The sequence below is a fragment of the Hyalangium sp. genome (genome assembly GCF_045802625.1).
In the GTDB taxonomy this organism is placed as follows: Bacteria; Myxococcota; Myxococcia; order Myxococcales; family Myxococcaceae; genus Hyalangium.
Genome location: NZ_JBJMQP010000096.1, coordinates 82,418 through 101,809 on the forward strand (window position 1 = coordinate 82,418; position 19,392 = coordinate 101,809).

Genomic DNA, 19,392 nt, shown 5'->3' on the forward strand with positions numbered 1-19,392 from the left:
CCACCCACACGCAGGGTAAAGTAGGACCGACGAGGAAAGTTGACGGCCCGCATTGCGGTGCATATGAAAGAAGCGCAATGACAGAAGAAGAAAAGGTCAAGGCGATGCGGCTCGCCCGCGCGATTGCCTCGGATATCTCGCTCTACAACGAGCAGAAGATCATCAAGGGCATCGAGCAGGACAATCTCTTCGAGATCCTCAAGGACGAGCTCGACGAGGGGCGCGAGCTCTACAAGAGCCGAGTCAGCGTCGAGATCTACACCAAGGCGAACTTCTTCGAGCGGGCCGTCAACGACATCGTCTTGCGCTCGAAGGCGCACGTGAAGTCGAAGATTTGGTAGCCGCCGAGGCGCGCGAGCACCGAGCCCCGCCCGAGGCCCGAGGCGAGCGGCTGGATCAGCACCTCGCGCGCACCTTTTCTGATCTCACCCGGTCCCGGATTCAGGGGCTGATCGAGGCTGGCCACGTGCTGGCGGACGGTCGGCCCGCGAAGGCCTCGCTGCGTCTGCGAGGCGGGGAGCAGCTGGTGCTGCACATCCCCGCGCCCGTGGCGGCCGTCCCGGTGGCCGAGGAGCTGCCGCTGGAGGTGCTGCACGAGGACCGGGATCTGGTCGTCGTGAACAAGGCGGCGGGGATGGTGGTGCACCCGGGAGCGGGGCACGCGTCCGGGACGCTGGTGAACGCGCTGCTGCACCGGGTGAAGGATCTGGCCGGGGTGGGCGGCGAGCTGCGGCCGGGGATCGTCCACCGCCTGGACAAGGACACGACGGGGTGCCTGGTCGTGGCCAAGAACGAGCGGACGCTGGTGGCGCTGCAGAAGGCGTTCAAGACGCGAGCGGTGGAGAAGACGTACCTGGCGTTGGTGCACGGCCATACGAAGTTGGAGGGCCGGATCGAGACGCTGTACGGGCGCCACCCCACGAACCGGCAGAAGTTCACGGGGAAGGTGAAGGAGGGCAAGCAGGCCATCACGGCGTACCGGGCGCGCGAGCACTTCGAGGGCGCGACGCTGGTCGAGGTAGATCTGCTGACGGGCCGCACGCACCAGATCCGCGTGCACTTGGCCGAGTCCGGGCACCCGCTGCTTTGCGACGCGCTGTACGGCGCCGGGCGGAAGGGGAAGGGACAGGTGGCCGAGGCGCAGGAAGCGCTGGGGCGTCAGGCCCTGCACGCGTGGCGGCTGGCGTTCACGCACCCGAGGACGGGCAAGGCGCTGAAGCTGGAGGCCCCACTCCCAGAGGACTTCCAGGCCGCCCTGGCGCGCTTGCGCTGAACCCCTGCCCGAGCACCCTGCGAGCGCTCCACGCTGGCGCATGCCGCTCCACTCTGGAGCGAGCGGGTGATCCAATCTGGGCGGGAATTCCTCCTTTTTCGAGCGACTCCCGTCTGGATCGGTGCAGGCACGCGGCTCGCATTGAGGGGCAGGGAACTCTCACCGAGCAGGTCTCCCGTGCCCCCCTCGAACAACAGCAGCGAAGCCATCCAGCGCATCTCCCTGAAGAACCGCGAGTACGCCTATATCGAGGACGCCAACCGCGGTGTGGTGCTGGTGGAGATCGGCCCCAAGGTGCTCACGCTGGAGGCCCACCTCACGCTCGTCTCCAAGAGCCGGATGATCGAGCTGGGCACCGGCAGCTGGTGCGTGGTGCGCAACCCCGTGGTGCGCGAGGACGGCCGGGTGGCGCTGGATGACTTCGGCCAGGCCCGCATCGCCGTGGGTGATCGCGAGGTCCGCGTCGGCCCCCAGGTGTTCCCGCTCTATCCGGGCGAGGAGCTGGAGGGAGAGATCACTCCCGAGTACGTGCTCGGCGTCTACGATGCGCTGCGCCTGCGTGCGCTCACCGCCTTCACGGACGAGCGTGCACCCGGAGGCCCGCGCCTGCGCGAGGCCGGTGACGAGTGGCTGGTCCGTGGGCCCGGCCGCTACGTGCCGAGCGCGGCGGTGGTCGTCGTCTCGGCCGAGAAGGCCCGCGTCCTCAAGGAGACCGAGTACTGCATCGTGCTCAACCCGGTGGACCGCACCACCGGGAAGATCCAGGAGGGCCGCCGCAAGGTCCTCACCGGACCGGATGTCTTCTTCCTGGAGCCGGGCGAAGTCCTCGAGGGGGATGTCCGCCGCAAGCATGTCCTCTCCGAGATGCAGGGGCTGAAGCTCCAGGCGCTCGATGACTTCTCCGAGCCGGAGGAGGGCAGCGAGGCTCGGCCTCGCAAGGCGGGTGATACGTGGATCGTCCGCGGGCCTCGGACGTACGTGCCCAACGAGAGGGTGCTCATCCTCAAGGAGATCGCCGCGCTCTCGCTCGGCCAGGGCGAGGGCCTCTACGTGAGGGATCTGCGCTCGGGCAAGGTGTCGCTGGTCCAGGGCCCGTGCCAGTTCATGCCCGAGGCGCACCAGGAGCTGCACGAGAAGCGGCTCTCCCCGGACGCCGAGGCGCTGCTCGGGCTGGCTCCTTCCGTGCAAGCCCCTCAGCTGGCGGCTGTCGATGGCAAGGATGTCAAGGCGCCGCGCCAGGCCATGGTCTCCCCGGATCGGATCGATCGCACCCGCGCCATCGTGCTGCGCATCGAGGACAACACCGCGGTGCTCATCAACGACTTCGAGACCAACCACGCCCGGGTGGAGTTCGGTCCCGCGAAGGTGATGTTGCGTCCTTACGAGGACGTGACGGTGTTGGACTTGTCCGGTGGGACGCCGAAGCGGCCTCGGCTGCACAAGGTGATCATGCTCCGGCTGGGGCCGGACTTCGCCACGGACCTGTTCGAGGTGGCCACGCGGGATCACGCCCGGCTGCGCATCAAGCTCTCGTACAAGTGGCAGTTCGACGTGGATGGCGACTCGGAGAAGGACAAGGCCATCTTCCGGGTGAACGACTTCGTCGGCTACGTCTGCGAGAACCTCGCCTCACGCATCCGCCAGGTGGCCGCGGAGAACGACTTCGAGACGTTCCACAAGAACGCCAGCGTGCTCATCCGCCGCGCCATCTTCGGCGTGGATGAGACGGGCAAGGCGCGCAAGGATCGCCTGTTCTCCGAGAACCAGCTGCGCATCATCGACATCGACATCAAGGACATCGCGCCGGTGGATGACAAGACGGCGCTCAAGCTGCGCGAGGCCATCGACACCAACATCCAGATCCAGCTGGATGCCTCCAAGCAGGAGGCGCAGGCCGCCGCCGAGCTCAAGCGCATCCGCAGCGAGGAGGAGAAGCAGCTGGCGGACATCTCCAGCCACCGGAAGGCGGAGGCCGAGCGGCAGTCGCTCATCGAGTTGCAGAACAAGAACCACCAGCTGTCCACGCTGAGCCACGCCAAGGTGGAGGCGGAGGCGGAACTGGAGAAGGCGCGGGTGGAGAGCGAGGAGGCGCTGGCCCGCGCGGAGGCCGAGGCCCGGGCGTCTCGCATCCGCACCGAGGCGGAGTTGGAGCGCGAGCGCATGATGAGCGAGGTGGCCCTGGAGCGGCAGAAGCGGATGAATGATCTCGAGGTGGATCGGCAGGCGCGCCTCACCGCCGTGGAGGCCGATCAGTTCCGCCAGCGGGTCGAGGCGCTCGGGGGTGGAGAGAACTTCGTCAAGGCGGTGGCCGCGCAGGCTCAGGCCGCGGTGGTCGGCGGGCTGGACAAGGTCGTGTTCCTGCCCAGCGGCTCCAACCTGAACCTCTTCGACTCCATGCAGGGGCTGCTCGGGCCTGGGGGCCGCAGTGCCGCCGCGGCGGGAGACAAGGGCGCCGGCGGGGCCGAGAAGAAGTAGGGGAGCGGGCTATCGGGACAGGCGGGACTCGGTCTGTTGCAGGTGGCGCCGGGCCTGGGTAAGCGCCTGTTCCGCGGCCCGGGCTTCCTCCTCCGCTCGGGAGGCTTCCTCGGCCTGGGCCTGCTCCGCTTCCTGCGCGGCCTCGAGCGCTTCTCGTGCGCGACGAGCCTGTTCCTCGGCGGCTTCGAGCGCCTCGCGCGCCTTCTGGGCCTTGGTCTCCGCGGCTTCGAGTGCACCCCGGGCGTGACGTGTCTTCGCCTCGGCGGTTCTGAGCACGGCGTTCGTCCGCACCACGCTCTGGCGCGCGTTGCGCTCGGCTTGATTGGCCTGCTCCGCTTGTTGCCGGGCTTCCCGCCGGAGCTGTCGCAGCTCCACCTCGCGCTGTTGCCGGGCCTGGGCTTGGGTCTCAGCACGGCTTGGCCGCCGGGGCGCGGGTGGAGGGGCCGTCCGCTTCGGAGGCGCTGGCTGAGGCTTCCAGGGGCCGTGCAGCACCTTGCCGCCTGTGGGGGGAGCGCTCGGCGCAGGCCGCTCCGCGGGCTTCGCGGGTCGTGGACTCGGAGGTGGTTTCTCGGGTCTGCGTGGGGCTCTGTCCGTGGCCGCGCCGACGAGCTCGAGACCCGAGAAGGGGCCGAATCCCGAGCTGTGGAGCGGTCGCGTCAACATGCCTTGGGTCAGGGTGGAGCGGTCCTCCTCCGAGCCGAGCGCGGCGGTGCGCAGCGTCTCGTCGACCTGACGGATGAGATCGCCCATGGCGGGACGCCCCGTCGCGGCCAGCGAGGTGGTGACGTCTTTCATCAAGGTATCGAGGGCGCGCTGGAAGGCGCGGTTGGCCTCTTTGAGGGGCTCCGAGGCCAGTCCGGACATGGCTCGGCGCTGGGCCTTCTCGAGCGAACGCGCGGCGGCGAGGAGCTCCTCCAGATGATCCGGGTGCTGGTGCGCCAGTTGATTGACGACCCACGCGGCGACGACGGGCCGCTTGAGCTTCTTGATGGCCTGAGCGTCCTGGGCCCGGCCCTTGGCTGCGAGCTCCTTGGCGAGCGCATCCCGGGCCCGGGTGAACTCCTCCAGGGGCAGGGCGTACAGCTCGCGCTGCCGAGCGGAGAGCTCCGCCTCGCTGCTACCTCGCTTGCCTCTCGATCGGGGAGGCGATTTCGAGTGAGACGCCACCGATCAAGGTGCGATCCGACACTTCGAGATCGCAAGGGCCCGGGTTTATTGCATCGCGGCATCGCTGGCGGGATTATCGTGTCCATGCCTGGAGCTTCCCTGCCTTCCGCCCGCCGCATCCTCGCGCCGCTACCGGACCGTGACTTCGACCCGACGGAGATCGCCATCCCGTGGCACGTGCTCACGCAGGCCGGGCATACCGTGGTGTTCGCCTCCGAGTCCGGTCAGGGCGCGCCTCGAGCGGATCCGCGGACCTTGGGAGGACCGCTTCCGAAAGGACTGCTCATCAGCCCCGAGGCACTCGAACGCTACCGAGCGCTGGAGCAGGACGCGGCGTTCCAGCGACCGCTTCGCTGGGAGGATATCGATCCCGAGGCCTACGATGCGGTGCTGCTGGCGGGAGGCCATGCGCCAGGGATGCGCCCGTACCTGGAGAGCCCCGTCCTGCAAGCGAAGCTCGCGGCCTTCTGGGCCTCGGGGCGGCCGGTGGGAGCCATCTGCCACGGAGTCCTGGCGCTGGCGCGCACCAAGGGCCCGGACGGGCGCAGCGTCCTGTACGAGCGGCGCACCACGGCCCTCACGAAGCTCATGGAGTTCGGCGCATACGCCACGACGTTCCTGCGCAACGGCCGGCACTACCGGACCTATGACGCCTATCTGGCGGACGAGGTTCGCTCCTTGCTCCGCCATCCGTCGCAGTTCGAGCGGGGACCGCTGGTGCTCGGCGGAACTCCCCGCCCCGAGGCCGGCTTCGTGGTCGAGGATGGCCACTACCTCTCGGCGCGCTTTCCGGGGGACGCCTGGGTCTTCGCGCAGCGCCTCCTGGCGAAGGTGGAGGCGGTGCCGGTGAGCCCTTCACTCAAGGCGGCGGGGCGTTGATCAGATGAAGCCTCTGGCTCTCGTCTCGTAAGGAAAAGGCGCGTATCATCTTGGGAGCATCCGCCTCAGAGGAGCCGAGCCCCCCATGACCTCTCCCGTTTCCTCGCGCCCCACGCTCCGGCCCGTGCAGTCGTCCGATACGCGGGTGGGGAGTGCTTCCGCCACGCGCAACGCGGCTCCCCCCGAGCAGCGGCCTGTCGACGTCTTCGCGCCCGCGGGGGTGACGGCCACCAGCGCCCGCCCGGCGGACGGGCTGAAGGCGTATGACGAGCTGGATGCCGTGCAGCAGGCGTTGCTCGGCCCCAATGGCCGGGAGATGTACCCGGGCCTCACGCCGAAGCAGCGGGGCGTCTTCCTCCTGATCACCCAGCGGCTCGAGCATAACGGGGTGGACCTGACCGGGCTGCGGCTCAAGGGCGGCGCCGAGGGCATCCGAGGCACCAACCTCCGGTTTGATCTCCTCTTCGAGCCGGATCCGGCGGCGATGGCCCACTTCAAGTCGAGCGTGCAGGACGGAGTCCGCGCCGGGAAGTTCTCCGAGGACAAGCCGCTGTCGCTCTTCCACCAGGGAGTGAGCGACTGGGGCGTGCGCGAGAACCGCACCCAGTACGCGCTGCAGATGGGCTTCGGTCCCGAGGGCGCGTTCGTAGACATGGATCGCTACAACCCGAGGCAAGGTGGCTTCTGGAACCACCTGAAGCACTGGGGCGAGATCCTGACGCCCGGCAACATGGACCCGTTCAAGGTGGCGCCGGATCTGGGCGAGGACATCTTCAGCAAGCTCCCGCCGGCAACAAGCTAGGAGGCCATGGCCAGCACAGCGCGGGAGGAGGGCATCTCAGATACCAGCGATCGACACGTTCTGCTGGCGCTTCGAGAGCACCTTCACCGGCTGGATCGCCATCACGCGCATGAAGACCGTGAGCAGGTCCGGGTCGAACTTGTTGCGCATCTCCGTCCACATCAGCATCAGCGCCACCTCGGGCCCGTAGGCGTCCCGGTACGGCCGCTTGCTCGTCAGCGCGTCGAACGCGTCGCAGATGGCGATGATCTTCGCGAACACTCCCAGGTTCGTCTTCGGGATGATCATCTGGATGTTGCCGCGCGAGTCCCTCACCGCCGTGCCGAAGTCCGCCTTGTGCTCGAACGTCGTCACCACCCGCAGCAGCGTCGAGCGCGAGAAGCCCTTCTCCATCAGGATGTTGCGCACCGAGACCAGCGGCGCCTTCTGGATCTGCGTCTTCTCCTCCGGCGTCAGCGCCCCGCGCTTCGTCGCCAGCTCGTCCGGGATCGTCGTCATTCCCGCGTCGTGGAACAGCGCGATGTACCCCAGATCCCGCAGCTGCGGCTTCGTCAGCCCCAGCTCTGCGCCGAACACGATGCTCGTCAGGCACACGTTCACCTGATGGAAGACCAGGTACTCCGCCTCGCGCTTCGTCGTGGTCATCCCCAGGAAGTGCGTCTTCTGATCGTACGAGATGTCCACCAGATCCTGGACGATGCGCAGCGCCTTGGACGAGTTCAGCGGCTTTCCGGCTCGCACCGACTCCAGGTACTTCTGGAGGAACACCACCGCGCGAGCGTAGACCGTCATCGCGTACTTCTTCCGGTCCACCTTCTGGTCGTCCGGGTTGTCGAGCCGGTCCGCATCCTTGTTCAGCTTCTCCTTGAGCTTGGAGAAGCGGGCCACCTTCATGTTCAGCAGCTTCCGGTTCGACAGGCCCTCCTCGTCCGCCTGGGACGTCTGCTCCTTGCTGAAGATCCACACGAAGTTCTTCAGCTCGGGCAGGGTGATGGGCTTGGTCACGGTGATGCCGCCCACGTCCTTGGCCCGCATCTCCGACAGCAGGTAGCGCTGGTTCTCGATGGAGTTCAGGTCCACCTTCACCAGCATGTTGTTCATGTAGAAGGAGTCCTTCACGCCCACCAGCTCCAGCCGCCCCTCCTTGGAGATGATCTGGTTGATGATGTCCTGCAGCTGGGTGAGCGGCTTCTCGAAGACGGCGTTGTCCGGATCGTACATCTTCACGGACCGCACCAGCATGTAGAGCCCGGACACCATGCCGCGCGCCAGCACCTGCAGCTTCTCCGAGTGGCCGCGGCCGAACTCGCTGGTGCTCTCCGTCTGGGCCTGGGTGATCTTCAGGTTTTCGGCCATGGCTTCATGCCTCCTCTGCGGGCGCCGAGTCCCCGAACAGCGCCTTCTTCGTCTGGTACATCGCCTTGCGCGCCGCGGAGAGCACCTCCGTCGGCTGCGACCTGTCCTCCACCACGCCCTGCAGCACCTTGTATGACTGGACGTTGCATGCCGCCGCCAGCCCTTGGATGGCCAGCAGCTTGTCGTCCGTGACCTTCTTCTTGTTCAGCAGCGAGGGCTTCACCGCCAGCATCTGCGTCATCCACGTGAGCGCGTTGGGCACCGCCGTGGCGCCCAGCGCCCCGTAGAAGGCCGCGCGCTCATCCGGCGTCTTCTTCTCGAAGGCGCTGTCCTTCACGATTCGCATCAGATCGATGTACGCCTTGTCCCGGTCGAGCTCCGGCAGCAGCTTGGCCGCCTGCATCCGCACCTGGGAGATGGGATCCTGGAGCAGGCCGGCGATCAGCTGGCGCACCTCCGCCGTGTTGCCGCGAGCGATGATGTTCATCACCTCCAGCTTCACCACCAGGTTCTTCCCCTTGAGCACCTGGCCGAACATCTTCAGCCGCTCCGGGTGCTGGCACTTCTCCAGGATGTAGACGATGTCTCGCACCGTCTGCGGCCGGTCCGACTGCAGCCGGATGACGAACGGATCCGGCCGCTCCTTGGCGAAGCCCGCCAGCACATCGCACAAGAGGATCCGGTTCTCCGGCAGCTCGAGCATCTCCAGCACCGTGAGCAGGGGGATGATGGCGTGCTCGTCCAGCGCCTGGAGGTAGCGGGTGATGTCCGCCGGGTTCTTCGGCTTGCTGTACTTGAGCCCCTCGCCCATCCGGATCAGGCGCTGCTCGTCGCCCATCTTCTGGATGAAGTAGGACTTGAGCCGCGAGATGGGGCCGCTCTCCGGCTCCTCGTGCTGGGCCAGGGCGCGCAGCTTGAGCACCATCTGGTTGATGGTGCCGAAGTCGTCCTGGATGAGCATGGCGTCCAGCAGCTGGACGAAGATCTCCTCCAGCAGCGACACGTCGTCCACGCCGCCTTCCACCACCTGGAAGATGGCGCTCACCAGCTTGGGGAAGAGGCGCGCGTTCTCCTCCTCGTCGATCTCCTTCTGGATCCTCGCCTTCAGCGAGTCCGTGGCGTACGTGCCCTGCACCACCACGCCGCGGATCTGCTCCACGCCCTCCAGCTGCGCGTCCAGATCCTCGGAGGACACGCGAGCGAAGCGCAGGTAGTCGTCCGAGTTCGTCTGCAGGCGGGCGTAGAGGTAGCCCACCACCTTGTCCACCTCGACGGCCACCTCCTCGTTCGAGGCGCCGTCCATGGAGAAGCCCTCGACCACCACGTACTCGAGGTGCTCCAGGCTCGCCTTCCATAGCTGGGCGAGCACGTCCTCCGCGCCGCGCTCCGGCTCCGAGAGCGCGATCAACGTGAAGGAGACCAGCTCCTGCAGCGTCAGCCCCGGCCGGAAGATCAGCTGGCGGATGCCGTCCCGGAAGAACTTGTAGGGCAGCGGCGTGTCCTCGGAGAACAGCGGCTCGCCGTGCAGCAGGAAGTTCTGCTGCTCCACCTTGAGCGACAGCGGGCCGTGCTTCTCCGTGTACTGGGTGATGGCCTCCTGCGCCCGCTCGAGGAACTCGGGGAACTTCGCCTCGTTGTGGCGGTACATCCCAATCTGCTTGATGCCCTTGAGCAGCTGGGAGGTGAAGTTCCGCGCCATCTCCACCTTCTCGCGTATCACTGGATCCGCGGAAGGTTCCGAAGGCGTTGGATGGGCGATCTGAGGCGAGGCCATGCGTCCCGGGGGCGAACAAAGAGTGGGGGGGAACCCCAGTCTACTCTCTCGCGAGCCCCGGGAGAGTCCTGTAACCCGTGAACTTTCGGGATGCCATGTGGGGCAGGGGCCTACCCGGTGCTAGGAGGCCACCGCGGAGGACTCCGGGTCCACCTCGGCCATCAGCGCGGCCAGCTCCGACTTGAGCTTGTCCTTGGCGCGGATCTCCAGCTGGCGGGCGCGCTCGCGCGAGAAGCCGAAGTGCTCGCCCAGCTCCTTGAGCGTCATGGGGCGCTCGTTCATCACCCGCTGCTCGATGATGAAGCGCTCGCGGGGATCCAGCCGCATCAGCGCGGTGCGCACGCGGTTGTTGATCAGGCCCGCCTCCTCCTTGTCCGCGAACTCGTCATCCTGGGGCGCGCTGGCGCTCACCACGAAGTCCACGTGGCTGTTGCCGCCGTCCTCGCCCATGGGCGCGTCCAGGGACAAGTCGCGGCCGCCCATGCGCTGCTCCATCTCGCGCACCTCGCCGGGCTTCACGTGCAGCTTCTTGGCGATGTCATCCACGTTCACCACCGAGCCGTCATCCGCGCCGAACTTCTCCAGCTCGCGGCGGGTGCGGGCGAGGCTGAAGAACAGCTTGCGCTGGGCCTGGGTCGTGCCGAGCTTCACCAATGACCAGGACTTGAGGATGTAGTTTTGGATGTACGCGCGGATCCACCAGACCGCGTAGGAGATGAGACGGATGCCCTTGTCCGGATCGAACTTCTGCACGGCCTTCATCAGGCCGATGTTGCCCTCCTGGATGAGGTCGCTCATCTTGATGCCGTAGGAGCGGTACTCGTAGGCCACTTTCACCACGAAGCGCAGGTTCGAGGTGACCAGGTGGTGGCCCGCGGACATGTCGCCCTTGATGAACTTCCGCGCCAGCGCCTGCTCCTCGTCCACCGAGAGCAGGGCGTAGTGGTTGATCTCCGAGAGGTACATCGCCAGGGAGCCGGAGTTGGACGACTGCTCGTGGGTGTTCTGCATGATTGGGTTCTCCCGACCTGGGGCCTCGGAAGGCCAGTGAAAGTGGGTGTTGCTACCGCTTGACGACCGCACGCTCCATGCCAGGAGCAACCGCGGTGCCAGCCTCTTGCGTGAGAAATCCCCTGGAGTGACGGGGGGTTGCGACAAGTCCCCTGCTGGGCAGGGAACCGCGGGTGGAAAGGGTTACAGACCGTCGCCGGAACCCCCGGTCCACGTGTTCTGTAGAAGTTGCGCGACTGTCTGCCAGTCACCTCCGGGCCCCAGGGCCAATGAGATGGTGCGTGCGTCCCTGCTTTCCAACCCAGTAACGGGGTGAAGTGGTGTCGTCTGGGGAGCAGCCGGGGACGAGCCCTCGGAGAGGGAGCGGGGAGGCTCAGGAGGTGCGGCGGGCGTCCAGGGAGCGGCGCAGGGGCGTGAGCAGGCGCTCTGCCTCTCCGGACTCGAGCGGCCGCTGTCCGAAGCGGGCCTCCAGGTAGCGCCGGGTGACGGGCGTCAGCGGCTCGGCCAGGGAGTGCTGCTCACGGGCGAGCCGCGCGGTGAGCTCCTCCAGCGTCTCGCCCTCCCGGGAGCGGACGCCGGCCTCGCGCAGCAAGCGCTCCACCGTGTCCACCAGCTGCGTGGCCGAGTGCGGCCGGGGCGCGGACAGGCGTGCGGAGAGGATGCGCCACGTGGCGTAGGTGAGCAGGCCCGCGAGCAGGGCCAGGCCCCAGACTCGCATTGGCGGCAGGCGCGCCGTGGAGTGGCTCGGGCTGCTCGGTGGACGGATGAGGCGCTGGGCCACATCCATCTGATCCTTCAAGGAGAAGTCGACGACGGAGGAGCGCCAGCGGGCCTCCAGGGCCTCGTACAGGCCGGTGAGGAACTGGAGCGCGGCCATGGACTGGCTGGCCCGGTTGCTGGGGGGCGTCGCGTCCACGGTGATGAAGCCGCGGCCGGGCACCAGCACGTGCGTCCAGGCGTGGGCGTCTCCCGCGCGGAGGATGTAGTCCTCGCCCGAGCGCTCGCCGCCGAAGAAGCCCGAGGCCAGCCGCGCGGAGAAGCCCTGGGTGCGCAGCATGACGGTGAGCGCCGTGGCGAAGTGCTCGCAGTGGCCCGCCTTGCGCACGAAGAGGAAGTCCGCGAGCGGATCCTCCACGTCTCCTCCCAGCTCCAGCGTGTACGTGTACTCGCGCTGCAGCCACGCCGAGAGCTTCTGCGCGGCGGCCAGCGGCTCCTTCTCCCCGCCGATCACCTGGCGGGCCAGCTCCGCCACGCGCGGATCCAGCCGGTCCGGCAGCGCGAGGAGCTGGCCGTGCTCGGCCTCGGTCAGCTTGGTGGAGGAGTCCTCCTCGGGAGGCATGCTGGTGGCCTCGTAGGAGTAGGCCAGGCCGGAGTCCACGAAGCGGACCTCTCCGCCGCCCAGCTCCACCAGCGAGGTGCGCCGGCTGCCCGCGGCCGAGTGCACCACCGCGTTGCCCAGGCGCGTGGGCGTCTCCAGCGCCACCAGCGTCTGAGCGCCGTACGCGGGCAGCAGCTCGATTCGCTGGTGCAGCGAGCTCTCGCCGCCGGGCCGCAGCGTCACCCGGTTGCGCAAGCGCTTGAGGCCGACGACGCTCGTCCACTCCTGCCCATCGAAGGTGTCATAGGTGCGGGCGACCCAATACGCCCCGAGCTGCTCCAAGGCGGGATCCGGGGTGATGTGGGCTCGCAGCACCACGCGGGGGTTGCTCTTGAGCGTCCCGGCGCCGCCCAGGCGCACCGTGTCCGAGAGGCCCGTGGTGGCTCCCAGGCCCGGAGCGGCCCGCCGCGCGGCCATGTTCCAGTTGAGGCGCGGGAAGAGGAGGAAGAAGGCCACGGCGCCGCACACCGCGAAGAGCAGCCCTACCGAGAGCGGACGCAGCACCGAGCGCACGGGCAGCGGCTCGCCCTCGGGGACGGCGGCCTCCACCACGGCCAGCCCCATGGAGAGGCTGGCGCAGACGCAGAAGGCCAGCAGGAACACCACGAAGACCAGCTCGCCGGACAGCGCCGCGCCGCCGGCCACCATCAGCAGGCTGGCCAGCTGCACCTGCCCATCCGTGCGCGCGCTCGGCTCCGACAGCAGCCGGTGGGCGGAGAGCAGGCCCGCGAAGGCGCACGCGGCGACGACGGGATCCAACTGCCCCGTGTACGCGGAGAGGCCCAGCAGGCCGGCCAATCCCAGCAGCAGCACCGAGGTGAGGGTGGGGCGCCTGGCGAACACGCGCCAGCCGAGCAGCGCGAACACCAGCGCCACACAGAACACCGCGACCGTCCACATCGGGAACTGGCCGGACACCGCCATGGAGCCAAAGGCCGCCGCGGCGCCCAGATCTCTCAGCACCAGCCGCAAGCGAGAGGGCGCGCTCATGCCGCTGCCTCCTCGTCCTGGCGCAGCTGCTCGAAGCCCACCCAGGCCAGGGCGCGGAGGATGCGCCGCTCCTGGGCGCTGCCCGACGCGGGGCGCAGGCGCTCACCGGGCGTCTCCAGGCCCACCTCGTTGCCCGCCTCGAGCAGCTCGTGGGAGAGGGCGGCCACCTCCTCGCAGCGCCGATCCAGCGCATCGCCCGCGAGGCCCGCCTCCACGGTGAGGACATAGGTGCGGCGCTCCTCGCGCTCGCGCTCCACCTTGATCAGCTTCCCGACGGCGGCGCTCTTGCGCCAGTGCACGCGGCGGGCATCCTCGGTGGGGCCCAGCTCGCGCAGTCCGGCCACGTCCCCCGTGCCGTCATTGCGGCGCGGAGTGCTCGCGTCTCCGATGGGCCCCAGCCGCGCCTGGTCCGGGAGCTGGCACGCATAGCCGCGCCGCGGGTAGACCAGGAGCGTGCCGTCCACGTAGAAGACGCGCGTCTTGGCGAACAGGCCCAACGGCCACGTGGTGGTGACCCGGACACCGCTCAGCTTCATCGGGCCGCGCTTGGGCGCGGTGAGGTCCGCTCGGACGATGTGCTCTGCCCCCGCGCGCAGGTAGCCCACGCGCCCCTCGCCCTGCAGCGGCACCTCCACCTCGGAGAGGGTGAGGGCGAAGGCGTGGCCTTGGCGGCGGACGAGCGCCCAGCGGTACGCGAAGGGCTCGCCGGCAAAGGCGGACTCGGTGCCCACGCGGCGCACGCTCAGGCGGCGCAGGCAGCGCTCGGAGAGCACCCCGGACACCACCACCATGGCCAGCAGCAGGCCCAGCACCAGATAGAGCAGGTTGTTGCCCGTGTTGAGCGCGCCCAGGCCCACGCCGAACGTCACCACCAGGTACGTGCGTCCCGTGCGCGTCACCTTCAAGGTGCGCGGAGGACGCAGCAGGACGCGCAGCCGCGCCCAGAAGGCGGCGAGCCGGGCTCTCACCGCGGCGCCACGACCTTCCGGGAGATCTCCTCGAGCAGGTGCGAGGCCTCCTCCCGGGCCGCGGCCCCCTGCACGTTGCTGCGCAGCAGCAGCCGGTGCGCCAGGCACGGCACCAGCACCGCCCGCACATCTCCCGGCGTCACGAAGTCGCGCCCTTCCCACAGCGCATGGGCCCGGGCCGCCGAGCCCACCGCCAGCACCGCGCGCGTGGAGGCGCCGCGCTCGATGTCCCCGTGCTCGCGCGTCGCCTTCGCCAGCCGGACGATGTACTCCGCCACGGCCTCCTCCATCCGCAGCCCTGCGGCGAGCGAGCGCAGGCCGAGCAGCTCCTCGGGCCCCGTCACCGGCTCCAGCTCGTCCACCGGAGGCGTCTTGCCGCGAGTGATGAGCAGCCGCGCCTCCACCTCGGGCGACGGGTGCCCCAGCGACAGCCGCATGAGGAAGCGATCGAGCTGCGAGTCCGGCAGGGGATACGTGCCGGTGAGATCCAGCGGGTTCTGCGTGGCCACCACCGAGAAGGGCGCCGGCAGCGGATAAGTGTTCCCGTCCAGCGACACCTGCCCCTGCGCCATGCCCTCCAGCAGCGCGGACTGGGTGCGAGGCGGGGCGCGGTTGAGCTCATCGGCCAGCACGAGCTGCCGGAAGATGGGGCCCTGCCGGAAGGTGAACGTGGCGCTCGCCACGTGGAACACCTGCGCGCCGAGGATGTCGGCCGGCATCAGGTCCGCGGTGAACTGGATGCGCGCGAAGCTCAGCCCACACGAGCGCGCCAGCGCCTCGGCCAGCGTCGTCTTTCCGACGCCCGGCACATCCTCCAGCAGCAGGTGGCCGCCAGCGATCAGGCTGGTGACGGTGAGGCGGGCTTGAGCCTCCTTGCCCTGCACCACGCGCGACAGGTGTGCGGCGATCCGCTCCAGAACCGAGCGCGCGGAGGCAACAGTGGGTGCGGGGACGAGAGCGCGGGCAGGTTGGTTCATCTGTCCGCATAGTCTACCCGAGGCGTCCCCTTGGCGGGACGCCTTGCCGGGCAACGGGGCCTTCAAGCCCGCTCGCTGCCCGGACGAGGAGACTTCAGGCCAACACTTCCTCGGGGGTGTAATACGCGCGCGGCGAGGAGCCTGTGCTCACCCCGAAATAGCGGAACATCCGCTCATGGTGCCGCGCCAGCCCTCGGAACTGCACCTTGTGGTGCGCCGGCAGATCCTTCGTCAACACCACCACCGCCGTGTCCTTGAACTCGCGCAGGTGGGTGAAGTCCAGCAGCACCTCCCGAGAGCCCAGGGCCTCCAGCGAGTGACGCAGGTGCACCGCTGTCCGCCAGTCCAACGTACCCTCGAGCCGGAGGGTGATGCGCCCCGCGAGCTCTTCCTGATGGATCTGCAGCGCCGCCATGGTTGTGTTCTCCCTATCGATGCCGATTCAGTCTGTGTGCCGCCAGAAGACGGACACGGGCTCGGGCCTTGCATTTCCCAAGCCACTCAGGACCGTAAAAACCCCAGGAATTTCCTGGGGGTTGGCCCTGCACGGCGGGAACAATTCGCGCAAAGCCGGTGGTTTTGCAGCCCCCCTCCTGAAAAAACCGCACGGACTGTCGGCCACCCATCGAAGTGGGTGTCGCGCAGCGGTCAGCCGCGAGTGCCTTCCGTTTGCTGCTGAGCACGCAGGGTCAGCTCGCGCTCCTGCTTCTCCTTCAGCTTGCGGAACTCGCGTACCACCTTGGCGGGATAGCCCTGCATGAACTTCTTACGGATCTCCCGCTGGGAGAGGATCTTCTTCGCCATGCCCGGCCCCGCGTTGTAGGCCACCAGCGCGTGCTCGAGCGAGCCGAAGCGCTCGATCAGGTTGGCCAGGTAGGCGGTGCCCAGCTCGATGTTGGTCTCCGCGTCGAAGAGGTTGGTGGAGCGCCCCAGCCGGTAGCCCGCCTTGTCCGCCAGGTAGCTGCCAGTGTCCGGCATCACCTGCATCAGCCCCATGGCGCCCACCCCGGATGTCGCGTAGGCGTTGAACGAGCTCTCGCAGCGGATGAGCGCGATCACCAGCAGCGGGTCCACGTTGTTGCGCTGGGCCTCGCGGACAATCGCCACCGCCACGCGCCGCTGCTGCCGCGCCGGCAGGCCCGAGGCCTTCACCGCCTCCACCACCCCCAGGCGCAGCGCCTCCTGGTAGTTCGCCTCGTCCTGGTACTCCTGCAGCCGGGCCTGCGCGTCCTTGAGCAGCGCGTCACGCTCGGCCAGCTGCGCGCGCAGATCCGCCACCTCGGGAGACTCCACCACGGAACCATCCGGGAGCTGGAACGGGAAGCTGGGGACCGCCGCCCCCGTCAACAACCCCACCGCCGCCACCGCCACCATCCACCGCCGCATATCCCATCCCCCTGCGCCCACTTCGCGCCCAGCGACACCTGCGGCTTGTCCAAGCACCTGCCGTGCCAGCCGCCGCTGGCTGTCTCTCTGTCATTAAGATCCAGGGACTGAGAGAGCCCGAGGTGAGCCGGGCGAGGGCAGGGCAGGGCGGTAGAAATGCCCGAGAGTGGAAGGGGTTTACCCACAACAGGGCTGTTGAAAGCTCTGGTGTGCCCCTCGCCAGGCCTTGCAGCGGCGGGAGGGGCTCCATAGCTTGGCCGACATCCGACGGGCGTGGGTGGCCAGGAGGCGGGCGGCGTGTTCTGGACGATGAGCATCATCCTCTTCGTGCTGTGGTCGCTGGGAATGATCAGCGGTTCCACGGAAGGGCACTGGGTTTACCTGCTGTTGCTCTTCTCGATGGTGAGCCTGACGGTGGCGGTGGCTCAGCACGGGCGGCGGCGGCGGTTATCGGCATGAGCACGCCGCAAAGTCTGGAGGTGGAGCTGCCTCGGGATGCCTCCGGCTTCGTGCGCCGGCAGTGCCCCAGTTGCCTGCGCATCTTCAAGACGCGGCCAAGCCGTTTCGACGCGCGAGTGCTGCACCGCAGGCTGCTGACGTTGTTCCCCTTCGAGAATCCTCACGAGGGCTACGAGCCGGTGCCCTGCTGGACGTGCTTCTACTGCGGCCATCAGGCCGAGGCGGACGAGTGGCTGGTGCGCGATCACGTGGCCTATCTGGAGTCGCTCGCGAGGGGCCTGGCCAACCACGTGCGCTACGAGCAGCTCTCGCACGTCTCGCGCACGCTGGCGCAGAACCCGCGGCCCACCTTCGTGGCGGTGGCGCCGGACGCGCTGCCGGAGAACATGCCCGACGAGCCCGAGGATCTGCGCCCCATCCACCTGGTGTGCTGCGCCGATGAGGTGAAGGCGCTCTGGGACTGGGATGGCCCGTTCTTCTGCCCGCGCTGCGGGGCCCACCACGGGGGCCTGAGCGGCCGGCAGCAGATCCACCTGGAGTTCATCCAGGAGTAGACGCGGCCTGGGCGCACGGAGCAGGCTGTCGGGCGCATGCGGAAGGCTCGACTCGCGGCGTCACTCGCCCTGCTGCTGGCGGCGGGGGTGGCCCGCGCGCACGACGCGGACATCATCTATGCGCAGGTGCACCGCCCCCAGCCGGGCCGCGCCGAGGTTCGCGCGCTGCTGACCATGACGGCGAGCACGCTGAGTCTGATCCTGCCCGCGGACGCGGACGGGGATGGCTCCGTGTCGCAGGCGGATCTGGAGGCGCGGCGCGCCGCTCTGGAGGTGGGGCTGTGGGACGCGCTGCCGCTCACGGCCGGGGGCGCCCCCTGCACGCGCCAGGAGCACGCCGCCCGGCTGCGCGAGTCGTACGTGGAGCTGACCGCCACCTTTATATGTCCGCAGGGATCGCTGCGGCAGACGTACACGGTGCTCTCGCTGTTGCCGGCCAACTACCGGGTGGTGCTCGGCACCTACGGGGGGGAGGGAGGCCAGCTCTTCGCGGACGCCCTCCATCCCAGCCTGGAGATCCCCGAGCGGAGCCCCTCGAGCCCGAGGAGCTTCGCCCCGGGGCTCGGCGGGTGGATCCAGCTGGGGATGAAGCACATCTTCGAGGGGATCGATCACCTGGCGTTCCTGATCGCGCTGCTCCTGGTGGGAGGCCGGCTCCGGCAGGTGCTGTGGATGGTGACCTCGTTCACGCTCGCGCACTCGCTCACGCTCGGGGCCACCGCGCTGGGCTTCATCCTCCTGGACGCACAGCGCGCTCGCTGGGTGGAGGCCGCCATCGCCGTCTCCATCATCTATGTGGCGCTCGAGAACCTGGTGCGCCGCGAGCACCGCCACCGCGCGGTCCTCACCTTCCTCTTCGGGCTGGTGCACGGCTTCGGCTTCGCCAGCGCGCTGAGCGCCTACGGCCTGGGAGAGCAGGTGGCGTCCGGACTGTTCGGCTTCAACCTCGGCGTGGAGCTGGGGCAGGCCACCCTCGTCCTGGCCCTGCTGCCTGTCGTGCGGCTGATCCAGCGCCGTCCCACGGTCAACCTGTGGACGGTCCGAGTGCTCTCCACCGTCATCCTTTGTGCTGGCGTGGGGTGGTTGGTGCAGCGCCTCGGTTGAATCCCCGAACCCCCATCCCTAACTTGCGGCGGAAGACTCAAAGGTAGGGAGAAGGGGGTCGGAGATGGGAGCGAGGCATACTCGCTTGGCGGCCGCGCTGGCCGCTGCCTGGGAGGCCGAGGTGGTATCGGCTCGGCGCATGACGGCGCTGGCGGAGCGCATCGCGGATCCGCGTGCGCGTGCGCGCCTGATGGTGTTGGCGGCGTTCTGCCGAGCCCATGCCTCTCGGCTGCTGGCCCGCCTGGCGGCACTGGGCCGGGGCCCGCTGCCCGTGCCTCCCGAGGACATCGAGGTCGGCTCGGATCTGGCCTTGGAGCTGCGCAGGGAGGGGGCGTTCGCTCGCACCGCCGCCTCGCGCTACGAGCTCACCGCGGAGATGGCTCGCCAGCACGCGGATCTCTCCTCGGCCTGGGTCTGCGAGCTCAACCGCACCGAGGAGCAGGACCGCTCCCGGGAGCTGCTCTCGCTGGCCGAAGGGGCCCAGCCGGCGGTGGGGTTGGGGGACTCGGCGGCCGCGGCGCCGGCGGATTCCTAGGCCGGCGCACGCGCTCCTGCTGACAGGCCACGCGCCTTGGGCGTAGAAATGCGCCCATGGCGAAGGCAGAGAGCTACGACGATCTCATCTTTCAGCTGGGAGACCTGGCGCGAGACCGGCTGCCGGGCAAGCCCAATTGCCCGCGCACCATGGACCGTGTCTACCGTGCCGAGGAGGCGCTGGTGGCGCGGCGTGATGAGCTGGCGGCGCTCGAGCAGGAGATGAACGAGGAGGATGGGGCCTACCAGGAGTTCCAGGCCCAGCAGGATCAGGAGAAGGCCGAGCTCAACACCACGGTGAGGAA

At 68.6% G+C, this 19,392-nt stretch carries 18 protein-coding genes and 1 pseudogene; 10 read left to right on the forward strand and 9 right to left on the reverse strand.

Annotated elements, in window-relative coordinates; genetic code table 11:
* The first annotated feature begins 77 nt into the window (after window positions 1-77).
* The 3 genes from ACJ8AT_RS17955 (at window position 78) to ACJ8AT_RS17965 (ending at window position 3,748) form a co-directional block, all read left to right on the forward strand.
* Window positions 78-341: a hypothetical protein gene (locus ACJ8AT_RS17955; protein ID WP_407738980.1), complete on the forward strand. Its 264-nt coding sequence runs from the start codon at window positions 78-80 to the stop codon at window positions 339-341.
* Window positions 335-1,273 (forward strand): RluA family pseudouridine synthase, encoded by a 939-nt coding sequence (locus tag ACJ8AT_RS17960; protein WP_407738981.1) that lies wholly within the window; start codon window positions 335-337, stop codon window positions 1,271-1,273. Before ACJ8AT_RS17955 ends, ACJ8AT_RS17960 begins: the two co-directional genes overlap by 7 nt.
* Window positions 1,274-1,450: 177 nt before the next feature.
* The gene (locus tag ACJ8AT_RS17965; protein ID WP_407738982.1) at window positions 1,451-3,748 is read left to right on the forward strand and encodes a hypothetical protein; all 2,298 of its coding nucleotides are present in this window, start codon (window positions 1,451-1,453) and stop codon (window positions 3,746-3,748) included.
* 9 nt (window positions 3,749-3,757) lie between these two features.
* Here the strand turns inward: ACJ8AT_RS17965 and ACJ8AT_RS17970 are convergent, their stop codons facing one another.
* Window positions 3,758-4,915 carry a hypothetical protein gene (locus ACJ8AT_RS17970; protein ID WP_407738983.1) on the reverse strand — a complete coding sequence of 386 codons (1,158 nt, stop codon included), beginning with the start codon at window positions 4,913-4,915 and terminating at the stop codon, window positions 3,758-3,760.
* A gap of 84 nt (window positions 4,916-4,999) precedes the next feature.
* On the opposite strand from ACJ8AT_RS17970, the gene ACJ8AT_RS17975 reads away from it, so the two are divergent.
* Window positions 5,000-5,794 carry a type 1 glutamine amidotransferase domain-containing protein gene (locus ACJ8AT_RS17975; RefSeq protein WP_407738984.1) on the forward strand — a complete coding sequence of 265 codons (795 nt, stop codon included), beginning with the start codon at window positions 5,000-5,002 and terminating at the stop codon, window positions 5,792-5,794.
* Window positions 5,795-5,879: 85 nt separating this feature from the next.
* On the forward strand, window positions 5,880-6,596 hold the full coding sequence (locus ACJ8AT_RS17980; protein ID WP_407738985.1) for a hypothetical protein: 717 nt from the start codon (window positions 5,880-5,882) through the stop codon (window positions 6,594-6,596).
* Window positions 6,597-6,632: 36 nt separating this feature from the next.
* On the opposite strand, the gene ACJ8AT_RS17985 is transcribed toward ACJ8AT_RS17980, so the two are convergent.
* The 8 genes from ACJ8AT_RS17985 to ACJ8AT_RS18020 all read right to left on the reverse strand — a co-directional run bounded on the left by ACJ8AT_RS17985 (window position 6,633) and on the right by ACJ8AT_RS18020 (window position 16,436).
* A complete protein-coding gene (locus ACJ8AT_RS17985; RefSeq protein WP_407738986.1) occupies window positions 6,633-7,952 on the reverse strand; it encodes an HD-GYP domain-containing protein in 1,320 nt (439 codons plus the stop codon).
* Window positions 7,953-7,956: 4 nt separating this feature from the next.
* Window positions 7,957-9,726: a HEAT repeat domain-containing protein gene (locus ACJ8AT_RS17990; protein WP_407738987.1), complete on the reverse strand. Its 1,770-nt coding sequence runs from the start codon at window positions 9,724-9,726 to the stop codon at window positions 7,957-7,959.
* Between the two features lie 120 nt (window positions 9,727-9,846).
* The gene (locus ACJ8AT_RS17995; protein ID WP_407738988.1) at window positions 9,847-10,737 is read right to left on the reverse strand and encodes an RNA polymerase factor sigma-32; all 891 of its coding nucleotides are present in this window, start codon (window positions 10,735-10,737) and stop codon (window positions 9,847-9,849) included.
* A gap of 373 nt (window positions 10,738-11,110) precedes the next feature.
* Window positions 11,111-13,105: a DUF3488 and DUF4129 domain-containing transglutaminase family protein gene (locus ACJ8AT_RS18000; protein ID WP_407738989.1), complete on the reverse strand. Its 1,995-nt coding sequence runs from the start codon at window positions 13,103-13,105 to the stop codon at window positions 11,111-11,113.
* Window positions 13,102-14,073: a DUF58 domain-containing protein gene (locus tag ACJ8AT_RS18005; protein ID WP_407738990.1), complete on the reverse strand. Its 972-nt coding sequence runs from the start codon at window positions 14,071-14,073 to the stop codon at window positions 13,102-13,104. The genes ACJ8AT_RS18000 and ACJ8AT_RS18005 overlap by 4 nt, the downstream gene beginning before the upstream one ends.
* Window positions 14,070-15,050 carry an AAA family ATPase gene (locus tag ACJ8AT_RS18010; protein ID WP_407738991.1) on the reverse strand — a complete coding sequence of 327 codons (981 nt, stop codon included), beginning with the start codon at window positions 15,048-15,050 and terminating at the stop codon, window positions 14,070-14,072. Before ACJ8AT_RS18010 ends, ACJ8AT_RS18005 begins: the two co-directional genes overlap by 4 nt.
* 94 nt (window positions 15,051-15,144) lie before the next feature.
* Window positions 15,145-15,465: an STAS domain-containing protein gene (locus ACJ8AT_RS18015; protein ID WP_407738992.1), complete on the reverse strand. Its 321-nt coding sequence runs from the start codon at window positions 15,463-15,465 to the stop codon at window positions 15,145-15,147.
* A gap of 233 nt (window positions 15,466-15,698) precedes the next feature.
* Window positions 15,699-16,436, reverse strand: coding sequence for a lytic transglycosylase domain-containing protein (locus ACJ8AT_RS18020; RefSeq protein ID WP_407738993.1), 738 nt, complete (start codon window positions 16,434-16,436; stop codon window positions 15,699-15,701).
* Window positions 16,437-16,733: 297 nt separating this feature from the next.
* Here ACJ8AT_RS18020 and ACJ8AT_RS18025 point away from each other — a divergent pair, with 297 nt between their 5' ends.
* The 5 genes and pseudogenes from ACJ8AT_RS18025 to ACJ8AT_RS18045 form a co-directional block, all read left to right on the forward strand.
* Window positions 16,734-16,895 carry a lmo0937 family membrane protein gene (locus tag ACJ8AT_RS18025; RefSeq protein WP_407738994.1) on the forward strand — a complete coding sequence of 54 codons (162 nt, stop codon included), beginning with the start codon at window positions 16,734-16,736 and terminating at the stop codon, window positions 16,893-16,895.
* A complete protein-coding gene (locus ACJ8AT_RS18030; RefSeq protein WP_407738995.1) occupies window positions 16,892-17,449 on the forward strand; it encodes a hypothetical protein in 558 nt (185 codons plus the stop codon). The genes ACJ8AT_RS18025 and ACJ8AT_RS18030 overlap by 4 nt, the downstream gene beginning before the upstream one ends.
* Before the next feature lie 36 nt (window positions 17,450-17,485).
* Window positions 17,486-18,553: a HupE/UreJ family protein gene (locus tag ACJ8AT_RS18035; RefSeq protein WP_407738996.1), complete on the forward strand. Its 1,068-nt coding sequence runs from the start codon at window positions 17,486-17,488 to the stop codon at window positions 18,551-18,553.
* An 85-nt stretch (window positions 18,554-18,638) separates the two neighbouring features.
* On the forward strand, window positions 18,639-19,088 hold the full coding sequence (locus ACJ8AT_RS18040) for a hypothetical protein (protein WP_407738997.1): 450 nt from the start codon (window positions 18,639-18,641) through the stop codon (window positions 19,086-19,088).
* A gap of 56 nt (window positions 19,089-19,144) precedes the next feature.
* Window positions 19,145-19,392 (forward strand): annotated as a pseudogene (locus ACJ8AT_RS18045) (hypothetical protein); the annotation flags it as partial.